This is a genomic window from Lysinibacillus sp. S1 (assembly GCF_044986265.1).
Classification (GTDB): domain Bacteria; phylum Bacillota; class Bacilli; order Bacillales_A; family Planococcaceae; genus Lysinibacillus; species Lysinibacillus capsici.
Map to the genome: position 1 here is coordinate 4,232,827 of NZ_CP173154.1, position 18,344 is coordinate 4,251,170.

Genomic DNA, 18,344 nt, shown 5'->3' on the forward strand with positions numbered 1-18,344 from the left:
AGATTATTAGAGAAAATCGTTTGAATTATCAGAAAAGTGGTGTTATGATAACTGTAATACGAATCCTGATGTGTTTGTCTAACTGCTAACTCTACTTCACAGTTTTGACCGAACATTATAGAATCGGGAGCCTTCATTTTGKAGTCGCAAACATKCCCCTAACAAAGCGGGACGTTTAAAGTTGCAAAGCGGGCACCCACCTGCAAATTGCGGGTTCAAAACGAATGTTTCTTGGCATTACGGCAAAATTGGGATTCGTCCTATACATAGGATTGAGAGGAGCTTATTAATAGCTCCTTTTTTTACATAAAATTAAACAAGAACTAGTAGAGTGTTTTAAGTGAATGTTTAGAAAATATGAACAATTACTTTTTATTTCTGATGAAGCAGCATATAATTGGTATAGACAACTATACCTTTTGAGAAGCTATATCCGCTAAAGGAAAAGATACATTATATCTTTAGGCAGATATTACGAGGAAAAACACTTTATTTAAATGATTTTGAAAGCGTTTTAATTGTGGTTGATACAAAACACATGAGGGAAAAGCCTATTGAAATAAGGCAAATTGGATCAAAATTACAAGACGGTGATTAGTCAGTTGAGAATATAATGGTACAATGATTGAGCTCAGATGCTACAATGATAGTGAGAAAGTTACCACATCAAGCGACGTGTAAATATGTCTTTTTCACACTGTTATCGTGGATATCATTTAGCTTTGTTTAATCATGCGAAATACAAAAACCGATCTAACGAGGTAAAGTTGTATGGAGAAATCATAAAGGCGATAAGGAAGGTGCAAGAATTGTTAGAGAAAAATTCTCATATACCTATTTATATACAAATAGAAGAGATTATTAAACAACGAATTTATTTAGAAGAATACAGAATTGGTGAGACTATCCCATCAGAACGAGAGCTTTCTGCACAATTTGATGTAAGTAGAATGACTGTTCGTCAATCCATTACCAATCTAGTAAATAGTGGTCTATTATATCGAGAAAAAGGGAGAGGAACGTATGTTGCAAATCCAAAATTAGAGCAACCGTTAAAAGGCTTAACGAGTTTCACGGAAGATATGCGGGCAAGAGGAATGGAACCAAGCAGTAAGGTATTACGATTTGAGAAAATTATACCACCAGTGGATATTGCAAGAGATTTGATGATAGAGTCTGGCGAAGAAGTATTTTTTGTAGTGCGCATAAGAAATGCAGATGCGCAACCAATGGCAATCGAAAGAACATATATCCCAGTTAAAATTTATCCGGAGTTGGATGAGAAGCAAATAATGGGCTCGCTTTATGCCTTAATCGAAGCAAAGTTCCATCAAAAAATAGGGAATGCGGTACAACAGATGGAGGCAGCCATCGTATCGAAAGAGGATAGTAAGTTTCTACAAATTAATCAAACAGCACCAGTTTTAATTATCAAACGTACAAGTTATTTATCAGATGGTAAGCCCTTTGAGCTTGTGCGCAGTACGTATCGAGCTGATCGTTATAAATTCATAAGTGAAATTAAAAGGTGATTTTATGCATGCATATTTTTCTGAAATCGAAAAGCTTATCCAGGTTGTGAAGGAAAAGGAGGCATCACATATAAGTGATGTGGCTCAAATCATTGTCCAACGTCTCCAAAAAGGTGGGATAATTCAATTATTTGGTTGTGGTCATTCACAGCTATTGGCACAGGAGGCATTTTATCGAGCAGGTGGTTTAGTACCCGTCCGTCCTATATTTATTGAACCATTAGCTTTACATGCTGGAGCATTAGCTTCTTCAATCAATGAGAAAGATTCAACTATTATTGAACAGCATAAGGAACAGTTTGACTTTCGTGAAAATGATGTTTGCATCGTCATTTCAACCTCAGGGAGAAATGCAGCACCTATTGACGCCGCTTTATTAGCAAAGGATTCAGGGATATTTGTGCTATCCCTCCAATCGCTCCACTATAAGGAACAGACTACACGTCATCACAGTGGGCTGCGGCTAGAAGATGTGGTAGATTTTGTAATTAATACACATATACCGATTGGTGATGGTGTACTAACTATACATGACATACAGTATGCGCCAGCATCTACTGTTATTGGTTCATTACTATTAAATGCTTTGTTCAGTGAAATCATAGAAACACTAGCAAAGTCCTCAATAGAGTTACCGATTTTTGTCAGCAATAATGTTGATTCGGATTGGTCACATAATGAGAAAATGATTGCCAAATATCAACATCGGATTAATTTCACGTGAAAGAGTGGAGGTATGTAAATGAAGAAAATGTATAAAATTACATCTACTGAAGGTATCCATGCCAGACCGGCTGCATTACTCGTAACTGCAGTGACACCATTTCAAAGTGATATTAAATTAACATACGAAGAAACATCCGTTAATTTAAAGTCTATTATGGGCGTGATGTCATTAGGTGTGAAAACAAGAAGTGTAGTGGAAATTTCAGCGGATGGACCAAATGTAGCAACATTATTTCAAACTATTACTGAAGTCATGTTGTCTAAAGCAATAGGAGAAGAATGGCAAGAGGGATAAAAGATTCTTGCAGTGGTTATGATTATGCCACTGTAAAAGAATCTTATGACTAATTATCTGAATATTAGGAATTTTAGGGGTGGTTAAATGGACATTCACATCGTCTCGCCTAATGATTATGGGCAGATTCATCGATTGAGAGACTATTGCTTTCCAAATAAGTACTCAGGGGCTAGTCGAGAGGATTTTCATTATTGGATTGAGCAAAGCACGACCTTAGGTGCTTATGATGACAAAAAAATGGTTGGGCAGCTATTAATATTACCGCTAAATATTACAGTGCATGGAGTTTCATTTAAAATGGGAGGCATCGGCTTTGTTGCAACGTATCCTGAGTATCGACAACAGGGTATTATCAAAAGGCTTATGACAGAAGCGCTGCAAAAAATGAGAGACAATGGACAAACGATTTCAGTTTTAGCGCCATTTTCTGTGTCCTTCTATCGTTATTTTGGTTGGGAATTATTTTTTGAGAAGCTCCATTATACAATCCCTCAAACTATGTTTCCCTCTTTAGGGAAACAAGTAAACGTCATGAAAAGGATGAGCTTTGAGTGGTTAGATCCTGCGCTCTTTCAGATGATTAAGGATTTTCATAATGCACAGGCAATCATTCGAAATGGTGGCATGGTAAGGGATGAAGGATGGTGGAAAAGACTTGAAAGAAGGAGTCCAGATAGTCACTTTGCTGCCTATTTTCAAGGCAGTAACATAGAAGGCTATATTCGTTATACGATTCGAGATGGGGCATTTACTATCCAAGACTTTGTTGTAGCAAATCTCTTAGCTGAACAAGCTATGTGGCGTTATATGACATCTCATGCAGCAAGTGTCAGTAGCATAACGGGAGTTACTAGTAATCATTATCCTTTTGGCTTTTATTTCAAGGAGCCACAATTCAAAAGGGAAGTCATACAGGATGTGATGATTAGAGTAGTAGATGTTTATGCATTTATGCAGCAGTATCCGTGGAAGGATATTCAAGAAACATTAACGATTCGTATTGAAGATCCATTTTGTCTCTGGAATGAGCATATTTATCAAATAAATAAAAATGGTCAGGTCGCAATAATTGAGACAAGTTCAGTTTCTGATAAGCATATGTTAACACTACCAATTAATCTTTTTTCTGCTATGATGGCAGGTTATCTTTCTGTCAAAGAAACAGTTGTCTATGCTAATCAACCTACGGTAGAAAAAGTGATCGAACAGTGGGAATGGGCAATCCCTACTGAAAAGCCAGCATTTTATGAGTATTTCTAGGTATTGAATAATAAGAAAATTTAAAAATTTTTTGGCTTTTTTTCTGGACTATACCAGTTGATTATAATCATTAATTTCACGACAAAATTGATATAGCCCAATCCTGTAAATAACTTGATATAAATAAATTTACTGTAAAATTTATATTGTGGTATATACCAATAGGTGCTATTCTCAAAATAAGTAAGCGATTACACAATCGAAGAAAATAAAAGGAGTGTATCGAATGAAAAACATCATGTTAGTGTGTGTAGCAGGTATGAGTACTAGTTTATTAGTGTCGAAGATGCWAAAAGCGGCGCAAGAGCAAAATATTGAAGCCGATATTTACGCCATTGCTGAAGGAGAGGTGGAAAAGATCTTAGCGACAAAGAAGGCTGATGTTCTTTTATTAGGCCCACAGGTTCGTTATTTGAAAGGTTCATTTGAAACAAAATATAAGGATAAAGGCTTTCCAATCGATGTGATCAATATGGCGGATTACGGCATGATGAACGGTGAAAATGTCCTGAAACAGGCTCTACAACTAATTGGATAAAAGAAGGGGCAATGGGGAATGGAAGATACAGCATTAATGGCGTCCATTATGGGACTGATTGTGCATAGTGGAAATACGAAAAGTGAGTGTATGGAAGCTATTCAGCTAGCAAAAAAGGGGCAAATTGAGGCAGCAAAAGAAAAAATCAAATTAGCGAATGAGTCATTAATTGAAGCGCATCATGCTCAAACGGGGTTACTGTCTCAAGAAGCAAGGGGAGAAAAGGTAGAGGTTTCGATGTTATTAATTCATGCCCAGGATCATTTAATGAATGCTATTACTTTTCGAGATTTAGCACAGGAAATGATTGAGCTATATGAACGAATTCAAGGGGAGTAACATCAAATTTTGATGTTATCAATAAAAAGCAAAGGGAGTGTATGTGAGTGTTCCGTTTTTTAGAAGAAAAGTTTGTACCGGTTGCTGCTAGGGTTGGGAATCAGCGTCATTTAGTTGCCATTCGTGACGGATTTATTACGATTATGCCTTTAACGATTGTGGGATCTTTGGCTGTACTTATTAACAATTTGCCTATCAAATTTTATCAAAATACACTCGATGCCATCTGGAAACATGAGACATGGACTCAATTTGGCGGTAATATTTGGAGTGCTACATTTAATATCATTTCACTGCTCATTGCCTTTACGGTTGCTTATCATCTTGCTAAAAGTTATCAAAAAGATGGTCTGTCTGCTGGAGTAATTAGTTTATCAAGCTACATGACGTTTGGGACTTTCGGGGAAGGTGGATTAACCGGCTTAACAACAKGCACGGGTGGTATATTTATTGCTCTGATTGTGGCACTACTTTCTACAGAATTGTTTTGTAGATTGTCTGGCAATCCTAAACTACTAATTAAAATGCCAACTGGTGTACCACCAGCTGTTTCCAAATCATTTGCTGCGTTACTTCCTGCCATTATTACGATTGGAATATTTGCTTTAGTACGTACAATTATTTCAGCAGGTTTTGATATACCAGATATTGTCGGGTCCTTCTACTCTGCGATTCAAGAGCCATTTATGGGTCTAACAAATACATGGCTTGCTGCTTTAATTTTGGCATTTATACATACATTTTTATGGACACTTGGCGTACATGGAGCAAATATCATCGAACCATTCATGCAAACGATTAATTTACCAGCTATTAATGAAAATGTTGCAGCAATCTCTGCTGGTAAAGTTGCGCCTTACATTGTCAATAAACCATTCTTTGATGCTTTTATTAATATGGGAGGCTCTGGTACAACAATAGCACTTATTATTGCGATTTTCATATTTGCGAGAAAGAATAAGCAATATAATACAGTTGGGAAATTATCCGCAGCACCTGGGATTTTCAATATCAATGAGCCATTACTTTTTGGGTTACCAATTGTATTAAATCCGGTTTTATTTGTTCCGTTCATTTTGACACCAATGATAAACGTAACAATTGCATTCTTTGCAACGAAATGGGGATGGGTGCCAGCCGCTACCGTTTCACCGCCTTGGACAACACCGCCGATTATTAATGGTTTTTTAGCAACTCAATCTTGGCGTGGTGCTGTTTTGAGTATGGTCTTAATTATCATCGCTGTTTGTATTTATCTGCCATTTATCTCGATGGCGAACCGTATGGCAAGGCAGAATGAGCAAAAAGCTGCTTTAGCGGCACAGAGTGAGGAATCTGTAGTGGAATCCAGAGGACAAAAAGTGGAAGTATAAGCATCAATTAACGGAGGGTTTGAAGTGAAAAGATTAGGAATCTCGCTATATCCGCAGCATAGTACGCTAGAGGAGATGAAGCGCTATGTTCAGCTGGCTCATGATAATGGCTTTGATCGTTTATTCACATGCCTTATGTCAATAAAACAGGATGAGGAGCGTCAAAAATTACAACAAATCAACGAATTTGCGCAACGCCTCGGCTTTGACATATCCGCCGATATTGCACCAGGTGTTTTTGATGATTTAGGCTTAACTTATAGGGATATTGGCTATTTAAAAGAACATTATTATTTGGCAGCCTTACGTTTAGATATGGGATTTTCAGGTCAAGAAGAAGCGTTGATGTCACTCGATGCAAGTCATCTAAAAATAGAATTAAACATTAGTAATGGTACGAAGTATGTAGATAATATTATCTCTTATCAGCCCAATAAAGAGAATATTATCGGCTGTCATAATTTTTATCCAAAACGATTTACGGGGCTATCTCGTCAGCATTTTTTACAAACGTCACAACACTTTAAAGCGCACAATGTGAGAACAGCAGCAATGATCTCCTCACAACATGGTCAATATGGACCTTGGGAGCAAACAGAGCACGGGTTACCTACATTAGAGGAACACCGTTATCTCCCAATCACTGTACAGGCGAAAGATTTATGGCATACAGGGTTAATTGACGATTGTATTATTGGCAATATGTTTGCTTCTGAGGAAGAACTACGTGCATTAGGACAATTAAATCGTAATAAGCTTGAGTTAAGGGTTGTCCAGTCTGAAGACACAAGCATTTTAGAGGAGACGATTCTTTATAAAGAGCCTCATTTTAATCGGGGTGATGTGTCTGAATACGTGATTCGGAGCACCCAATCCCGTGTGAAATATAAAAATGGAGATTTTCCTGTGCATGATATACGGCCATTAATAAGAGGAGATGTCACGATTGATAATAATTTAGATGTTCGTTATAAGGGAGAGCTACAGATTGTGCTAAAGGACATTCCGAATACAGGATCGAGTAATGTCGTAGCTAGCATTGTAGAGGAAGAACTATTTTTATTAACATACATTCAACCATGGGCATCATTTGGATTTACAAAGTAAAGAAGAGTGAGAAAGAGATTGAGTCATCAATCTCTTTTTCTTTATGTGGTTGAGCATAATGTTATATAAGATTTACCTGATTAATCAACTAATTTTAATGTACTATTTTACCATATATAGCAGAATTGGATGAAATGTTTTTATGGATTATTATTTCAAAGGATTGAAGTAGACAATTTTGACTTTTTCTTTATATTTTTATCTTGAACAATAACATGATAAAATGTAAGATAGGTTTTGATTTTATCTTAGTATATAACTAGGTTTACTAATAAAATTTCATAGATGGAGAGTGTCAGGATGTTACATCAATTTTCACGTAACGAGCTCGCAATAGGAACAGAGGGTCTCGAGAAATTAAAAAATACAACGGTTGCCATTCTTGGTGTGGGTGGTGTCGGTTCATTCGCGGCTGAGGCATGTGCACGAAGCGGAATCGGCCGTATTATTCTAGTCGATAAGGACAATGTAGATATCACAAATGTCAACAGACAACTTGTTGCATACTTATCAACAGTTGGTCAATCAAAATCAGCTGTCATGAAAGAGCGTATTGCAGATATTAACCCAGCATGTGAAGTGATTGACATGCACATGTTTTATACGGAAGAAACTTATGAAGAATTTTTTGCACAAGGCATTGATTATGTAATCGATGCAAGTGATACAGTGATGTATAAAATTCATATAATGAAGGAATGTTTAAAGCGTAATATTCCTATTATTTCAAGCATGGGTGCAGCAAATAAGATGGACCCTACTCGCTTCCAAATTGCAGATATTTCAAAAACACATACAGACCCATTGGCTAAAATCATTCGTACTAAGCTACGTAAAGAAGGTATTCATAAGGGTGTTACGGTTGTATTTTCAGATGAAAGTCCAATTGTCGTACGTCCAGATGTTGTCGAACATGTAGGTAAGCCGGATGCAGCAATTCGAAAAGCAAAGATGCCACCTTCATCTAACGCTTTTGTACCGTCAGTAGCAGGTTTAATTGCAGCAAGCTGGGTAGTCAATACCATCCTAAAAGATGTGAAAATTACGCGCGTACAAGGTTAATACCAAATACGGTGCTTTGGTAATAGTCAAAAAACAGCATAAATGTTCATTTTCGTAGAAGTAGCTGCCTTAATTGTATTTAGAGGTAGCTACTTTTTCTATGTTACAATTAGACCGTTGTAAAAAAGGAGGCCTATACAAATGGAAAAAATTTATCAAATGGAGTATAGAGGTTTAAATCTTTTCGACGAGATTAGCACAGTAGAGTTAGCTATAGATGAAGAAAACCAAACTATACATATTTTTGATGTTGGACAGGTTGTCAGCCCCATTTTTAATTTTGATGTATCAGCCTACGAATTGTCAGATGGTTTTTATAAAATGGCTGATGTTCTGCGACACAAAAAAATCTTAACGAATCAACAAGCAGGTAGTGATTTAACATTAAGTGAATGGTTAATTATGAACAATGCTTATTTTTATATACCTCAAAAGCGCATTAAAAAATATGTGCATGGAAGTATTATTGAAATTATCGATCGAGCAAACGAACCATGCTTGTTTGATGATTATGTACAAAGGGTATAATTTTACCAAAATAGTTCCTCTTATGTACATAAAATGCTATTAATTCACGAAATTGTCTTATTTTTTTCATGTCCACACTACTTCATATGGTTTATTGCTATAATTTGAATCATCCATTAGATAATCGATCAGTTTGTTTGGGATGCTTGGTGCTACTCAGTGAATAGACAGAAAGCTAAACAGCAAATGACATATGGGAGAGTGAGAAAATGGAAATTCAAGTAATTCGTGATCATTTAGATATTGTTAAACTTCAAGAGAAAATGAATGCCATTGTATTTGACTATTTGGATACATCCAACAACTATCCGAAAGCCATGAGAGAATTGAATCCTTTATATATACAAGTCACTACCTATTATAAGGAATATGTTAATCAGCGGGCAGGGGAATTACCGAAAGCAAATACGTATTGGCATTTATTTATCGATTGTTGTGCAAAATTATGCTACTTTTTAGCTGCATCGACTTATTATTCTTCGAATGCTTTGCAAAAAACGCCTGAAAAAGTAGAGCATTTATTAAAAATAGCAGCCTATTCCTTACCGAGTATTGAGCAGGAAGAGAATGAGCAATTATTAGAAGATATCATGGCTCTTTTAACTGAAGTGCTAGAGGATGAAGAAAAAGCAACAAACATACGCAACGAAGTACTGTCACAAAAAGGTGAAGTGAAGCAATGTCTTCAACAATTTAAATTATTTGTGGAACAAGAACTTCCTGCATAAACCTTAGACAATAATAGACTATCTATTTTCTGAAAATAGCCTATACGTCAAGAATCTACGTAACTTATTGGGATTTAAATCAGTTTTTTTCTACAATGTTCGATGTGGAAAGAGAGTGATTTACTTGCCTCTTTTAGTAGCGTGGGTTCTTTTTTATTGTGAGGAAAGTAAAAAGGCATATTTTCTTGAAAGGTATTTATGTTTTTTTGTCGAATTATAGTTAGAAAATTGGTAATATATGTGCTCACGCTGTAAGAACTTAGCTAAAAGAACTTATTGGAAGGGGGCTAAGCAATGATTGTAAATGGAATAGAAATAGATTTGGCGAATTTGGAAAAGCCGCTTTTATTAGTTAGTGAGGAAGATGAACTTTTATTTCTACAGCTTATCCAACCGACAATTGAACAGGAGCTTATTCAATGTCAATTAGCGCTCTCAACAAGGAAATCTATTTCATTGGTCAAAGATATTTGGTTGGCTATGTATAGAGATCGAGAAAAGCTTTACGTCAATAGCGGTCATGCCATGCTTTATCCAATACGTTTAATTCTTTTTGAACTAGTCACACAAGCAGAATATTTCCAACGCTTAGCAAAAAAATCACGTGGCGATGAATGTCTTTCCCTTATCTATGCAGTTATTCTTTTGCAATTTGTCTTGCAATGGTTAAAAGATCGATTTAGTGGAAATAAAGAGGTATATGGTGCATTAAAACGGTTATACAGAGTGTCGGATGATGAATTAAGTAAGGAGCCCTCCTGTGAAACAAGAGAACAAAAAATTGCACAAGCAATTGCTGTAAAAGCAATTCGCTTTGAGGTAAGAGAAAACAATCAAGAGTTCGCCAGCTTGTTGTATCAGTCGTATAATTTGATTGTTTTTTTGCATAGTAAGGCAAATGAAGGAGATGTGAAAGAGTCCATTTTGCCATCACTTCGACATTTGGCAGAACCATTAAATTTGTTTTACCAAGAACGATATACAACAAATAACCCGAGCTTTACAGGATGATTGCTAGAGTAGCCTATCCTGTTGTTATATAAAAAGCAAAGTCATTTCAATTACTTAAGATAGTGACTTTGCTTTGTTTTATTATTTCTTATCTTGAAATGATTTTAGTTTGTCGTAGATGCCAGCCATGCGCTTTTCCTCACCAGCAATAACAGGTTTGTAGAATTCAGTTCCTACAAGTTCGTCTGGCAAATATTGCTGGTCTACCCAACCACCAAAAGTACCGATCGGTGTGTTATGAGGATATTGATAGCCAACGTGTCCTAAATCTTTTGCACCCTCGTAATGAGCATCTCGCAAATGATGAGGTATATCACCTGTTTTGCCTTCATGAATAGCCTTAATGGCAGCATCAATAGCCGTAATGGCTGAGTTGGATTTTGAGGCAAGGCACATTTCAATGACAGCACTGGCAAGTGGGATACGTGCCTCTGGTAATCCTAGTCGTTCAGCTGCTTGAATAGCAGCTAATATATGAGGTCCGACTTCGGGATTAGCTAGACCAATATCCTCATAGGCCATAACAAGTAGGCGTCTGCTGACAGCCACTAAATCGCCTGTTTCCAATAAATGCGCTAGATAATACAGAGCAGCATTGGTATCACTGCCACGCACAGACTTTTGCAGGGCTGATAGTAAATTATAAAAATGTGATCCTTTTTTATCGCCATACACACCAATTCGACTAATGAGATGTTCAATGACATGGTCGGCAGCAACCGTTTGTCCATCCACCTCATCACTGGCATAGTAAATGGATTCTAGCAAAGTTAACGCCTTTCGTGCATCTCCGTTTGCTGCGGCTGCAATTTGTTCAATTTGTGATGGTGTTAAGGCAAAATGATATTTACCTAGTCCGCGTCTTTCATCAGCAAGTGCTTTTTCAACTAGTTCGATTAAATTTTCCTTCGTTAAGCGTTTTAGCTGGTAAATTTCGCCACAGCGTGAACGAATCGCTGGATTAACATCATGATAGGGATTTTCTGTCGTGGCACCAATTAATACAATTGATCCATTTTCTACATGTGGTAACAGTGTATCTTGCTGTAATTTATTGAAACGGTGAATTTCATCTAGGAAAAGTATTACTTTCCCTGAAATTCTTGCTTCTTGTACAATATCTTCCACATCTTTTTTGCCAGCTCGTGTGGCATTAAGTGCGAAGAAAGGGAGCTTGGAACTTCCTGCAATGGCATTGGCAATGGATGTTTTACCGATACCAGGTTCTCCATATAGCAACATGGAAGGGACATGTCCATTTTGAATCATTTTATAAAGGGCTGTGTTGGGACCAATGAAATCCTGATGACCAACAATCTCATCAAGGGTTAAAGGTCGCATTCGAAAAGCGAGTGGTTCATTGTGCAAAATAACTTCCCCTTTCTGTCGTTGTCATTTTTTGCTTCATACATTTTTTTAAGCTAAAATAAAGCACTCATATGGATTTTGAACGATTATGAATCGCTTTAATTAGTATATCATATCCTTCTAGGTGTATTTCCGAGTTCATCAAGAGGAGATTATGATATACTGTTGGTAGTATTTTGACTAGACTAATTGAGGGTGATAAAATGAAAATTTCAACAAAGGGCCGTTATGGGCTTACAATTATGATTGAATTAGCAAAGCATTATGGGGAAGGGCCAATTCCCTTGCGTAAAATTGCGGCGGAAAAGGAGCTTTCAGAGGCATATTTAGAGCAATTAGTATCTCCGCTTCGTAATTCAGGCTTAGTAAAAAGTGTACGTGGTGCTTATGGTGGTTATATGCTAGCAAATCCACCTAGCGAAATTTCAGCAGCCCATGTTATTAGTGTGCTAGAAGGGCCGATTCAACCAGTAGAGGGTATTGAAAATGAAGAAGCCCCGCAACGTGAGTTATGGCTACGTATTCGTGATGCAGTAAAAAACGTGTTAGATACAACGACAATTGAAGATTTAGCACAATATACAGAAGAAAATGTAGTGGAAGGCTACATGTTCTATATTTAAAATAGTTTAAGCTAAAGCGCTACTCCTGCATTCACTTCATCTTTTTGGGAGATTGTGAACTATTCACATCTCAATGGCTATTTTTACGATGAGTGATGTGGGTTTTGTGCTTTTATCTCGATTCAGCAAATGTTTTGTACTAAAATGAACCACTAAGTACGGAAGACTCCCCACTTATAGAGGAGCGAAGAACACTTGTATTTTTTTGCAAGCATTAACTGAATCAAGCGAAAGCCTCTGGCGGATGTCACAGAGTTTAAAAAGGAGTTTTCAACATGAATTCATATATCTATCTCGATCATGCGGCCACATCTCCAATGAATGGCCAAGTAATAGAAGCGATGACGACTGCTATGCAAGAGGTATTTGGCAATGCATCGAGTATTCATAAAGCAGGTCGAGAAGCAAGGAAATATCTAGATGATGCACGTGAGCTATTGGCGAAATCAATTGGTGCGCAAGCAGGGGAAATTATTTTCACAAGTGGTGGCACAGAAGCTGACAATATGGCAATTTTAGGAACTGTCTATGCCCGTGCAAATGAAGGAAAACACATCATAACAACGCAAGTAGAGCATCATGCAGTATTACATACGTGTGAAAAACTTGAACGTGATGGCTTTGAGGTGACCTATTTACCTGTTGATCAAAAAGGGCGTGTCGCGATTGAGGATGTCCAAAAAGCCCTTCGTGATGATACCATTTTAGTGACAATTATGTATGGAAATAATGAAGTTGGAACGATACAGCCAATTGCTGAGATTGGCGCGCTATTGCGTGAGCATAGTGCCATATTCCATACAGATGCGGTTCAGGCTTATGGCTTAGAGTCCATTGATGTAAATGAATTACAGGTGGATTTATTGAGTGTATCTGCTCATAAAATCAACGGTCCAAAAGGTGTTGGATTCCTTTATCAAAAAGCAGGAACACCGTTAGCAAGTTATGCTCTTGGGGGCGCACAAGAGAAAAAACGTCGTGCAGGTACTGAAAATATACCTGCCATTATTGCTTTTGCGACTGCAGTGCAAGTTGCAAATGAGTTGCGTGAAGAAAAGCGTTCACTATACAATCACTTTAAGCAAATTATGCTTGCTGTTTTTTCACAGGAAAAGCTAGCATTCCATGTAAATGGTGATGAGGTGGATTCGTTGCCTCATGTCTTAAATATTAGCTTTGCAGGCATGGAGGTAGAATCATTTTTAGTGAACCTTGATATGGCAGGTATCTATGTTTCGAGTGGTTCGGCATGTACTGCAGGATCGATTGATCCTTCTCATGTGTTAGTAGCAATGTTTGGACAAAGTGCAGAGGAGCTACGAAATTCAATCCGATTCAGCTTTGGGCAGGGTTTAACGGAAAAGGATATACAAGATGCAGCAGAAAAAACGGCTCAAATTGTGAAAAAACTAGCTAAAAAATAATTTGCAAAATACTTATGTTATGTTTCGTTAAAATATTGAAACATAAACTGTAATTAGATAAAAGAAAAGGTGACCACAATGAAAGAAACACGTGACCCCTCTCAAATTCGAGTTGTTGTCGGCATGTCAGGTGGGGTAGATTCATCGGTGGCGGCATACTTGTTAAAACAACAAGGGTATGAAGTAATCGGGATCTTTATGAAAAACTGGGATGATACAGACGAAAACGGTGTTTGTACGGCAACGGAAGATTATGACGATGTAATAAAAGTATGTAATCAAATTGGTATCCCATACTATGCTGTCAATTTCGAGAAACAATATTGGGATAAGGTCTTCACATACTTTTTAGAAGAATATAAAGCAGGGCGTACACCAAATCCTGATGTTATGTGCAATAAAGAAATTAAATTTAAAGCATTTTTAGAGCATGCCATGAACCTTGGTGCTGATTATTTAGCGACAGGTCACTATGCACGAATTGATCGTAGTGGTGATGGTGAAGTTAGAATGTTACGTGGCGTTGATGATAATAAAGATCAAACATACTTTTTAAATCAATTATCCCAAGAGCAATTGGCGCATGTAATGTTCCCAATTGGTGATATAGAGAAAAAAGAAGTACGAAAAATTGCAGAAGAAGCTGGCCTTGCTACGGCAAAGAAAAAAGATTCAACAGGCATTTGCTTTATCGGTGAACGTAATTTCAAGGAGTTCTTGAGTCAATATTTACCAGCGCAACCTGGGAAAATGGAAACAATGGATGGCGTTGTAATGGGCCAACACGATGGTTTAATGTACTATACACTTGGTCAACGACACGGGCTTGGTATTGGTGGGGACGGCGAGCCTTGGTTTGTGCTAGGAAAAGATTTAGCGCGTAATGTTCTACTTGTCGGACAAGGCTTTGACAATGAATATTCGTATTCAACATCATTAACAGCTGTGAAAATGAGCTATACTTCGACAAAAAAATTGCCTGGGAAATTTTCTTGCACAGCAAAATTCCGTTATCGTCAAACTGATACACCAGTAGAAGTTGAAATTTTACCAGATGGCCGTGCACACATTACATTTGCAGAACCTGTACGTGCAATTACACCTGGCCAAGCTGTAGTGCTATACAACGGAGAAGAATGTATGGGTGGCGGAACGATTGATGAAGTCTTTAAAAGTAATGAAAAACTAACATATGTTGGATAAATTGCGTTAAGACTGCTTTTATGGCCTCTTGGCTTCCTAAAAGCAGTCTTTCGCTACATAGAGGTGAAGAACAAATGAATTATAATGAACAGGGCATCCAAGCATTTCAAGAAAAACGTTATGAGGATGCTGCTCAACTATTTACAAAAGCAATAGAGGCAGAGCCTGAAAAGGCTATTGGGTATGTAAATTTCGGCAATTTATTAGCCGTATTAGAGGATACTGAACGTGCAGAACGTTTCTTCCAAAAGGCAATCACTGTAGATGAATCAGCAGCTACAGCCTATTACGGTCTAGCGAATTTATATTACAATGCTGAACGCTATGCCGAGGCCGTGAAGCTATATGAGCAAGCGCTAAAACATCATATTGAAGGTGCCGATGTCTATTATATGATGGGGAAATGCTTTGAACGGTTGGATAACTCAAAATTGGCATTACCATATTTACAACGTGCGGTAGAAATTGCTCCAGAGGATACACAGATTCGTTTAGCCTATGCGATAGTGTTATGTGCATTAGAAATGTTTGAGGAAGGGAAGAAGGAACTAGATCTCTTAATTGAACAGGATTGGAATAATGCAGATGCACATTATAATTTAGGCGTACTATATGCCGTGTCTACCGAACAAACAGAGGATGCAATGTATCATTTGAAACAAGCCTTTACCTTACAACCTGAATATGACCAAGCACGTTATATTTACGATATGATTGCTCAACGATTTAACTGATAGATAATAAGCAGCGAGTGAATGTTGATTAACATTCTTGCTGCTTTTTTATTGATTTTATCTAGTAATACAGAAAAAATTGTTTATTTTTTCATAAATTGAATCTCTTTCTCTTTTAATTCTAGTTCAAACTTGGTAATGTATGTCATGCAGGAAAGGAAAAGGTGACAGAATGAATAAAGTTTTTATTGCACTATTACTTGTAACAGCACTTGCTGCAATTGAGGGAACTATTGTTAGTACTGCTATTCCGAGTATTACGGCTGATTTATTAGGTGTAGACTTAATAAGCTGGATTTATTCTGCTTATTTACTAGCTTCAGCCATAGCGGCGATTATTTTTGGTAAATTAGCCGATTTATTTGGTCGTAAACGGATGATTATTACTGGTATCATTATTTTTTTAGTAGGTTCTATGTTATGTGGTTTAGCTCAATCCATGGAGCAATTAATTGTTTTTCGAGCAATTCAAGGTATTGGCGCAGGTTCAATTTTACCGATTACATTAACAATGGTTGGTGAATTGTTTAAGACTGAAAAAGAGCGTGCCAAAGGACAAAGCTATTTAAGTATGGTATGGGGTGTTTCTGGTGTAGTAGGTCCGTTATTTGGAGGCTTTATAGTTGACCAAGTATCTTGGCATTTTATTTTCTTCATTAATGTACCGTTTGGTTTAGCCTCTATTTATTTAATTGCTAAACATTATAAAGAACAACTAGAGGCAGTGAAGCGTAAAATTGACTACCTAGGTGCAGTGTTTTTTACAATTGGCATGGTTGCGTTACTGTTTGTTATTATCGAAAACAGTAAAACACAAACCTGGTTATCAGGTCAATCGCTGCTAATGTATGGTGTTGCTCTTGTATTCTTAAGTATTTTTATCTGGGTGGAGTTACGWGCAGAGGAGCCAATTATTCCGTTAACACTATTTAAAAATGGACGACTAATGGTCATTAATGCATTAACTTTAAGCGGTATGTCTATTGTCATTGGTGTAACCGTTTATATTCCTATATTTGCTCAAAGTGTTTTAGGCAAAAATGCAACGCAGGCTGGTTTATTATTAACACCAATGTCTATTTTTTGGACGGTGAACTCGATTATGGCAGGTTATTTAATCGGTCGTTTAACAAATAAACGCATTATCCAAATGGGTACGATTTTACTTGTTACGGGTACACTATTGTTGGCAAGACTATCTTCGGATTCTAGTGATTTCAGCGTTTATTTCGCATCATCATTAATTGGACTAGGGATGGGCTTTATTATGCCGATGTTGATGATTTCCATACAAAAGGTGGCAGATCCAAAGCAACTTGGTATTTCAATTGGTTTGAACTCTTTTACAAATACATTTAGCCAAGCGATTGGTGCAGCGCTATTTGGTATGATTTTCAACCTGGCAACGAGTGAAAAAATGGCTTCATTAGGAAAAGGTGAAATTCAATTAAATGGTGAATTTGCAAAAGGTGGGTTTAATTTAGAAGAAGTAAACTTTTTAAAGGACACTATTGCGAATGGCGTCAGTTATGTATATATAGCTACCTTTATTTTTGCTATTGGTGCTCTTATTTTCTCCTTTTTTGTAGCAACGAAATCTACAAGGAAAGCGCAATAGTGAATAAAAAGTAAAATCCACCTCACATTCTGTGATCAAGCAGCGTGTGAGGTGGGTTTTTCATTTGACGACTAAACCATAGAATAAATTTACTTTTTGAATAGAGTGTCATCAATTATTTGATTGCCAGGTAGTTCCGTTAAGTATTTCGCTAAATGTGCGATGGGGGTACTGTCTAGCAATGAAGGCTCGGCTTCATTTTCTTTTAAAATATTGATTTCCTTATTCAGTCGCTCCATTTTTCGATCTAATTCAGCTGCTTGTAGTGCGGCTTCCTTTAATTCATGTCGAATATGCTCAGGTACTTCTTTGTTATACTTATAATAAATTTTGTGTTCTAAGCTTGCCCAGAAATCCATTGCAATTGTACGAATTTGGATCTCTGTATAGACCTTTTCCATATGGTCTGACATAAAGATAGGAATTTTAATAATAAGATGTAAGCTTTGGTAGCCATTTTCTTTTGGATTGGCTATATAATCCTTCACCTCAACAACTTCCATGTCATGCTGTGCTTGTAACATGGCACTTACCTTGTAAATATCCTCCACAAAGGAACAGGTGATGCGAGCACCAGCTATATCGCGGATATTTTCACGCACAGTCTCTATTGATGGAGGAAGCTCTTTTTTCATCATCTTCGTTAAAATACTTTTAGGTGATTTTACACGTGTAGAAACTTGCTCAATTGGATTATATTCATGAATTAACTTAAATTCTTCTTGTAATATATTAATTTTCGTTTCCACTTCCTGTAGAGCAAATTTGTAAGCTAAAAAGAAGCGAGTTAATTCAGTTTGAAAAGATTTTAAAGTGTTTACTTCTAGTTCAGTTTTCATCGTTTGTAAATCCTTTCTTTTACGGTTTGTTCG

General features: G+C 37.0%; 19 protein-coding genes and 1 other RNA gene. 18 read left to right on the forward strand and 2 right to left on the reverse strand.

The window, feature by feature from the left end; all coding sequences use genetic code 11:
* Nucleotides 1–59: 59 nt before the first annotated feature.
* The 13 genes from ssrS (at nucleotide 60) to ACHZEU_RS21275 (ending at nucleotide 10,502) form a co-directional block, all read left to right on the forward strand.
* A non-coding RNA gene (gene ssrS / locus ACHZEU_RS21215) (6S RNA) lies at nucleotides 60–259 on the forward strand.
* Between the two features lie 550 nt (nucleotides 260–809).
* Nucleotides 810–1,532, forward strand: coding sequence for a GntR family transcriptional regulator (locus tag ACHZEU_RS21220; protein ID WP_004226770.1), 723 nt, complete (start codon nucleotides 810–812; stop codon nucleotides 1,530–1,532).
* Nucleotides 1,533–1,536: 4 nt separating this feature from the next.
* Nucleotides 1,537–2,256 (forward strand): sugar isomerase domain-containing protein, encoded by a 720-nt coding sequence (locus tag ACHZEU_RS21225; RefSeq protein WP_103118484.1) that lies wholly within the window; start codon nucleotides 1,537–1,539, stop codon nucleotides 2,254–2,256.
* An 18-nt stretch (nucleotides 2,257–2,274) separates the two neighbouring features.
* Entirely contained in the window at nucleotides 2,275–2,553 is a 279-nt protein-coding gene (locus ACHZEU_RS21230; RefSeq protein WP_404803737.1) for an HPr family phosphocarrier protein, read from the forward strand.
* Between the two features lie 87 nt (nucleotides 2,554–2,640).
* Nucleotides 2,641–3,816, forward strand: coding sequence for an enhanced intracellular survival protein Eis (gene eis / locus ACHZEU_RS21235; RefSeq protein WP_404803738.1), 1,176 nt, complete (start codon nucleotides 2,641–2,643; stop codon nucleotides 3,814–3,816).
* A gap of 226 nt (nucleotides 3,817–4,042) precedes the next feature.
* Nucleotides 4,043–4,354, forward strand: coding sequence for a PTS sugar transporter subunit IIB (locus ACHZEU_RS21240; protein WP_404803739.1), 312 nt, complete (start codon nucleotides 4,043–4,045; stop codon nucleotides 4,352–4,354).
* 18 nt (nucleotides 4,355–4,372) lie between these two features.
* A complete protein-coding gene (locus tag ACHZEU_RS21245; protein ID WP_004226783.1) occupies nucleotides 4,373–4,693 on the forward strand; it encodes a PTS lactose/cellobiose transporter subunit IIA in 321 nt (106 codons plus the stop codon).
* 47 nt (nucleotides 4,694–4,740) lie between these two features.
* Nucleotides 4,741–6,066: a PTS sugar transporter subunit IIC gene (locus tag ACHZEU_RS21250; protein WP_404803740.1), complete on the forward strand. Its 1,326-nt coding sequence runs from the start codon at nucleotides 4,741–4,743 to the stop codon at nucleotides 6,064–6,066.
* A gap of 24 nt (nucleotides 6,067–6,090) precedes the next feature.
* The gene (locus tag ACHZEU_RS21255) at nucleotides 6,091–7,173 is read left to right on the forward strand and encodes a DUF871 domain-containing protein (protein ID WP_404803741.1); all 1,083 of its coding nucleotides are present in this window, start codon (nucleotides 6,091–6,093) and stop codon (nucleotides 7,171–7,173) included.
* Nucleotides 7,174–7,473: 300 nt separating this feature from the next.
* Entirely contained in the window at nucleotides 7,474–8,235 is a 762-nt protein-coding gene (locus ACHZEU_RS21260) for a ThiF family adenylyltransferase (protein WP_048392126.1), read from the forward strand.
* A gap of 141 nt (nucleotides 8,236–8,376) precedes the next feature.
* Nucleotides 8,377–8,763, forward strand: a complete 387-nt coding sequence (locus ACHZEU_RS21265) for a hypothetical protein (RefSeq protein ID WP_048392127.1) — start codon at nucleotides 8,377–8,379, stop codon at nucleotides 8,761–8,763.
* A 209-nt stretch (nucleotides 8,764–8,972) separates the two neighbouring features.
* Nucleotides 8,973–9,491 (forward strand): hypothetical protein, encoded by a 519-nt coding sequence (locus ACHZEU_RS21270; protein ID WP_048392128.1) that lies wholly within the window; start codon nucleotides 8,973–8,975, stop codon nucleotides 9,489–9,491.
* Between the two features lie 294 nt (nucleotides 9,492–9,785).
* On the forward strand, nucleotides 9,786–10,502 hold the full coding sequence (locus ACHZEU_RS21275) for a hypothetical protein (RefSeq protein WP_279495616.1): 717 nt from the start codon (nucleotides 9,786–9,788) through the stop codon (nucleotides 10,500–10,502).
* An 81-nt stretch (nucleotides 10,503–10,583) separates the two neighbouring features.
* On the opposite strand, the gene ACHZEU_RS21280 is transcribed toward ACHZEU_RS21275, so the two are convergent.
* Nucleotides 10,584–11,870, reverse strand: coding sequence for a replication-associated recombination protein A (locus ACHZEU_RS21280; RefSeq protein WP_404803742.1), 1,287 nt, complete (start codon nucleotides 11,868–11,870; stop codon nucleotides 10,584–10,586).
* 203 nt (nucleotides 11,871–12,073) lie between these two features.
* Between ACHZEU_RS21280 and cymR the strand changes: the two genes are divergently transcribed.
* From cymR to ACHZEU_RS21305, 5 genes are all read left to right on the forward strand, one after another.
* Complete coding sequence (gene cymR, locus ACHZEU_RS21285; RefSeq protein ID WP_004226809.1) at nucleotides 12,074–12,493, forward strand: cysteine metabolism transcriptional regulator CymR; 420 nt, start codon at nucleotides 12,074–12,076, stop codon at nucleotides 12,491–12,493.
* Nucleotides 12,494–12,768: 275 nt separating this feature from the next.
* Nucleotides 12,769–13,917 (forward strand): cysteine desulfurase family protein, encoded by a 1,149-nt coding sequence (locus tag ACHZEU_RS21290; protein ID WP_054550056.1) that lies wholly within the window; start codon nucleotides 12,769–12,771, stop codon nucleotides 13,915–13,917.
* Nucleotides 13,918–13,995: 78 nt separating this feature from the next.
* On the forward strand, nucleotides 13,996–15,120 hold the full coding sequence (gene mnmA, locus ACHZEU_RS21295; protein WP_066036484.1) for a tRNA 2-thiouridine(34) synthase MnmA: 1,125 nt from the start codon (nucleotides 13,996–13,998) through the stop codon (nucleotides 15,118–15,120).
* Between the two features lie 74 nt (nucleotides 15,121–15,194).
* Nucleotides 15,195–15,854 (forward strand): tetratricopeptide repeat protein, encoded by a 660-nt coding sequence (locus ACHZEU_RS21300; protein WP_404803743.1) that lies wholly within the window; start codon nucleotides 15,195–15,197, stop codon nucleotides 15,852–15,854.
* 172 nt (nucleotides 15,855–16,026) lie between these two features.
* On the forward strand, nucleotides 16,027–17,472 hold the full coding sequence (locus tag ACHZEU_RS21305) for an MDR family MFS transporter (RefSeq protein WP_404803744.1): 1,446 nt from the start codon (nucleotides 16,027–16,029) through the stop codon (nucleotides 17,470–17,472).
* 89 nt (nucleotides 17,473–17,561) lie between these two features.
* On the opposite strand, the gene ACHZEU_RS21310 is transcribed toward ACHZEU_RS21305, so the two are convergent.
* A complete protein-coding gene (locus tag ACHZEU_RS21310; protein WP_404803745.1) occupies nucleotides 17,562–18,311 on the reverse strand; it encodes a GTP pyrophosphokinase family protein in 750 nt (249 codons plus the stop codon).
* Between the last annotated feature and the right edge of the window lie 33 nt (nucleotides 18,312–18,344).

Bases quoted from the DNA above. Each gene is read 5' to 3' on its own strand.
- ACHZEU_RS21300 (WP_404803743.1), top strand. From the start codon at position 15,195: ATGAATTATAATGAACAGGGCATCCAAGCATTTCAAGAAAAACGTTAT.
- ACHZEU_RS21290 (WP_054550056.1), top strand. From the start codon at position 12,769: ATGAATTCATATATCTATCTCGATCATGCGGCCACATCTCCAATGAAT.
- ACHZEU_RS21245 (WP_004226783.1), top strand. From the start codon at position 4,373: ATGGAAGATACAGCATTAATGGCGTCCATTATGGGACTGATTGTGCAT.
- ACHZEU_RS21265 (WP_048392127.1), top strand. From the start codon at position 8,377: ATGGAAAAAATTTATCAAATGGAGTATAGAGGTTTAAATCTTTTCGAC.
- mnmA (WP_066036484.1), top strand. From the start codon at position 13,996: ATGAAAGAAACACGTGACCCCTCTCAAATTCGAGTTGTTGTCGGCATG.
- ACHZEU_RS21275 (WP_279495616.1), top strand. From the start codon at position 9,786: ATGATTGTAAATGGAATAGAAATAGATTTGGCGAATTTGGAAAAGCCG.
- ACHZEU_RS21230 (WP_404803737.1), top strand. From the start codon at position 2,275: ATGAAGAAAATGTATAAAATTACATCTACTGAAGGTATCCATGCCAGA.
- eis (WP_404803738.1), top strand. From the start codon at position 2,641: ATGGACATTCACATCGTCTCGCCTAATGATTATGGGCAGATTCATCGA.
- ACHZEU_RS21310 (WP_404803745.1), bottom strand. From the start codon at position 18,311: ATGAAAACTGAACTAGAAGTAAACACTTTAAAATCTTTTCAAACTGAA.
- ACHZEU_RS21260 (WP_048392126.1), top strand. From the start codon at position 7,474: ATGTTACATCAATTTTCACGTAACGAGCTCGCAATAGGAACAGAGGGT.
- ACHZEU_RS21225 (WP_103118484.1), top strand. From the start codon at position 1,537: ATGCATGCATATTTTTCTGAAATCGAAAAGCTTATCCAGGTTGTGAAG.
- ACHZEU_RS21270 (WP_048392128.1), top strand. From the start codon at position 8,973: ATGGAAATTCAAGTAATTCGTGATCATTTAGATATTGTTAAACTTCAA.
- cymR (WP_004226809.1), top strand. From the start codon at position 12,074: ATGAAAATTTCAACAAAGGGCCGTTATGGGCTTACAATTATGATTGAA.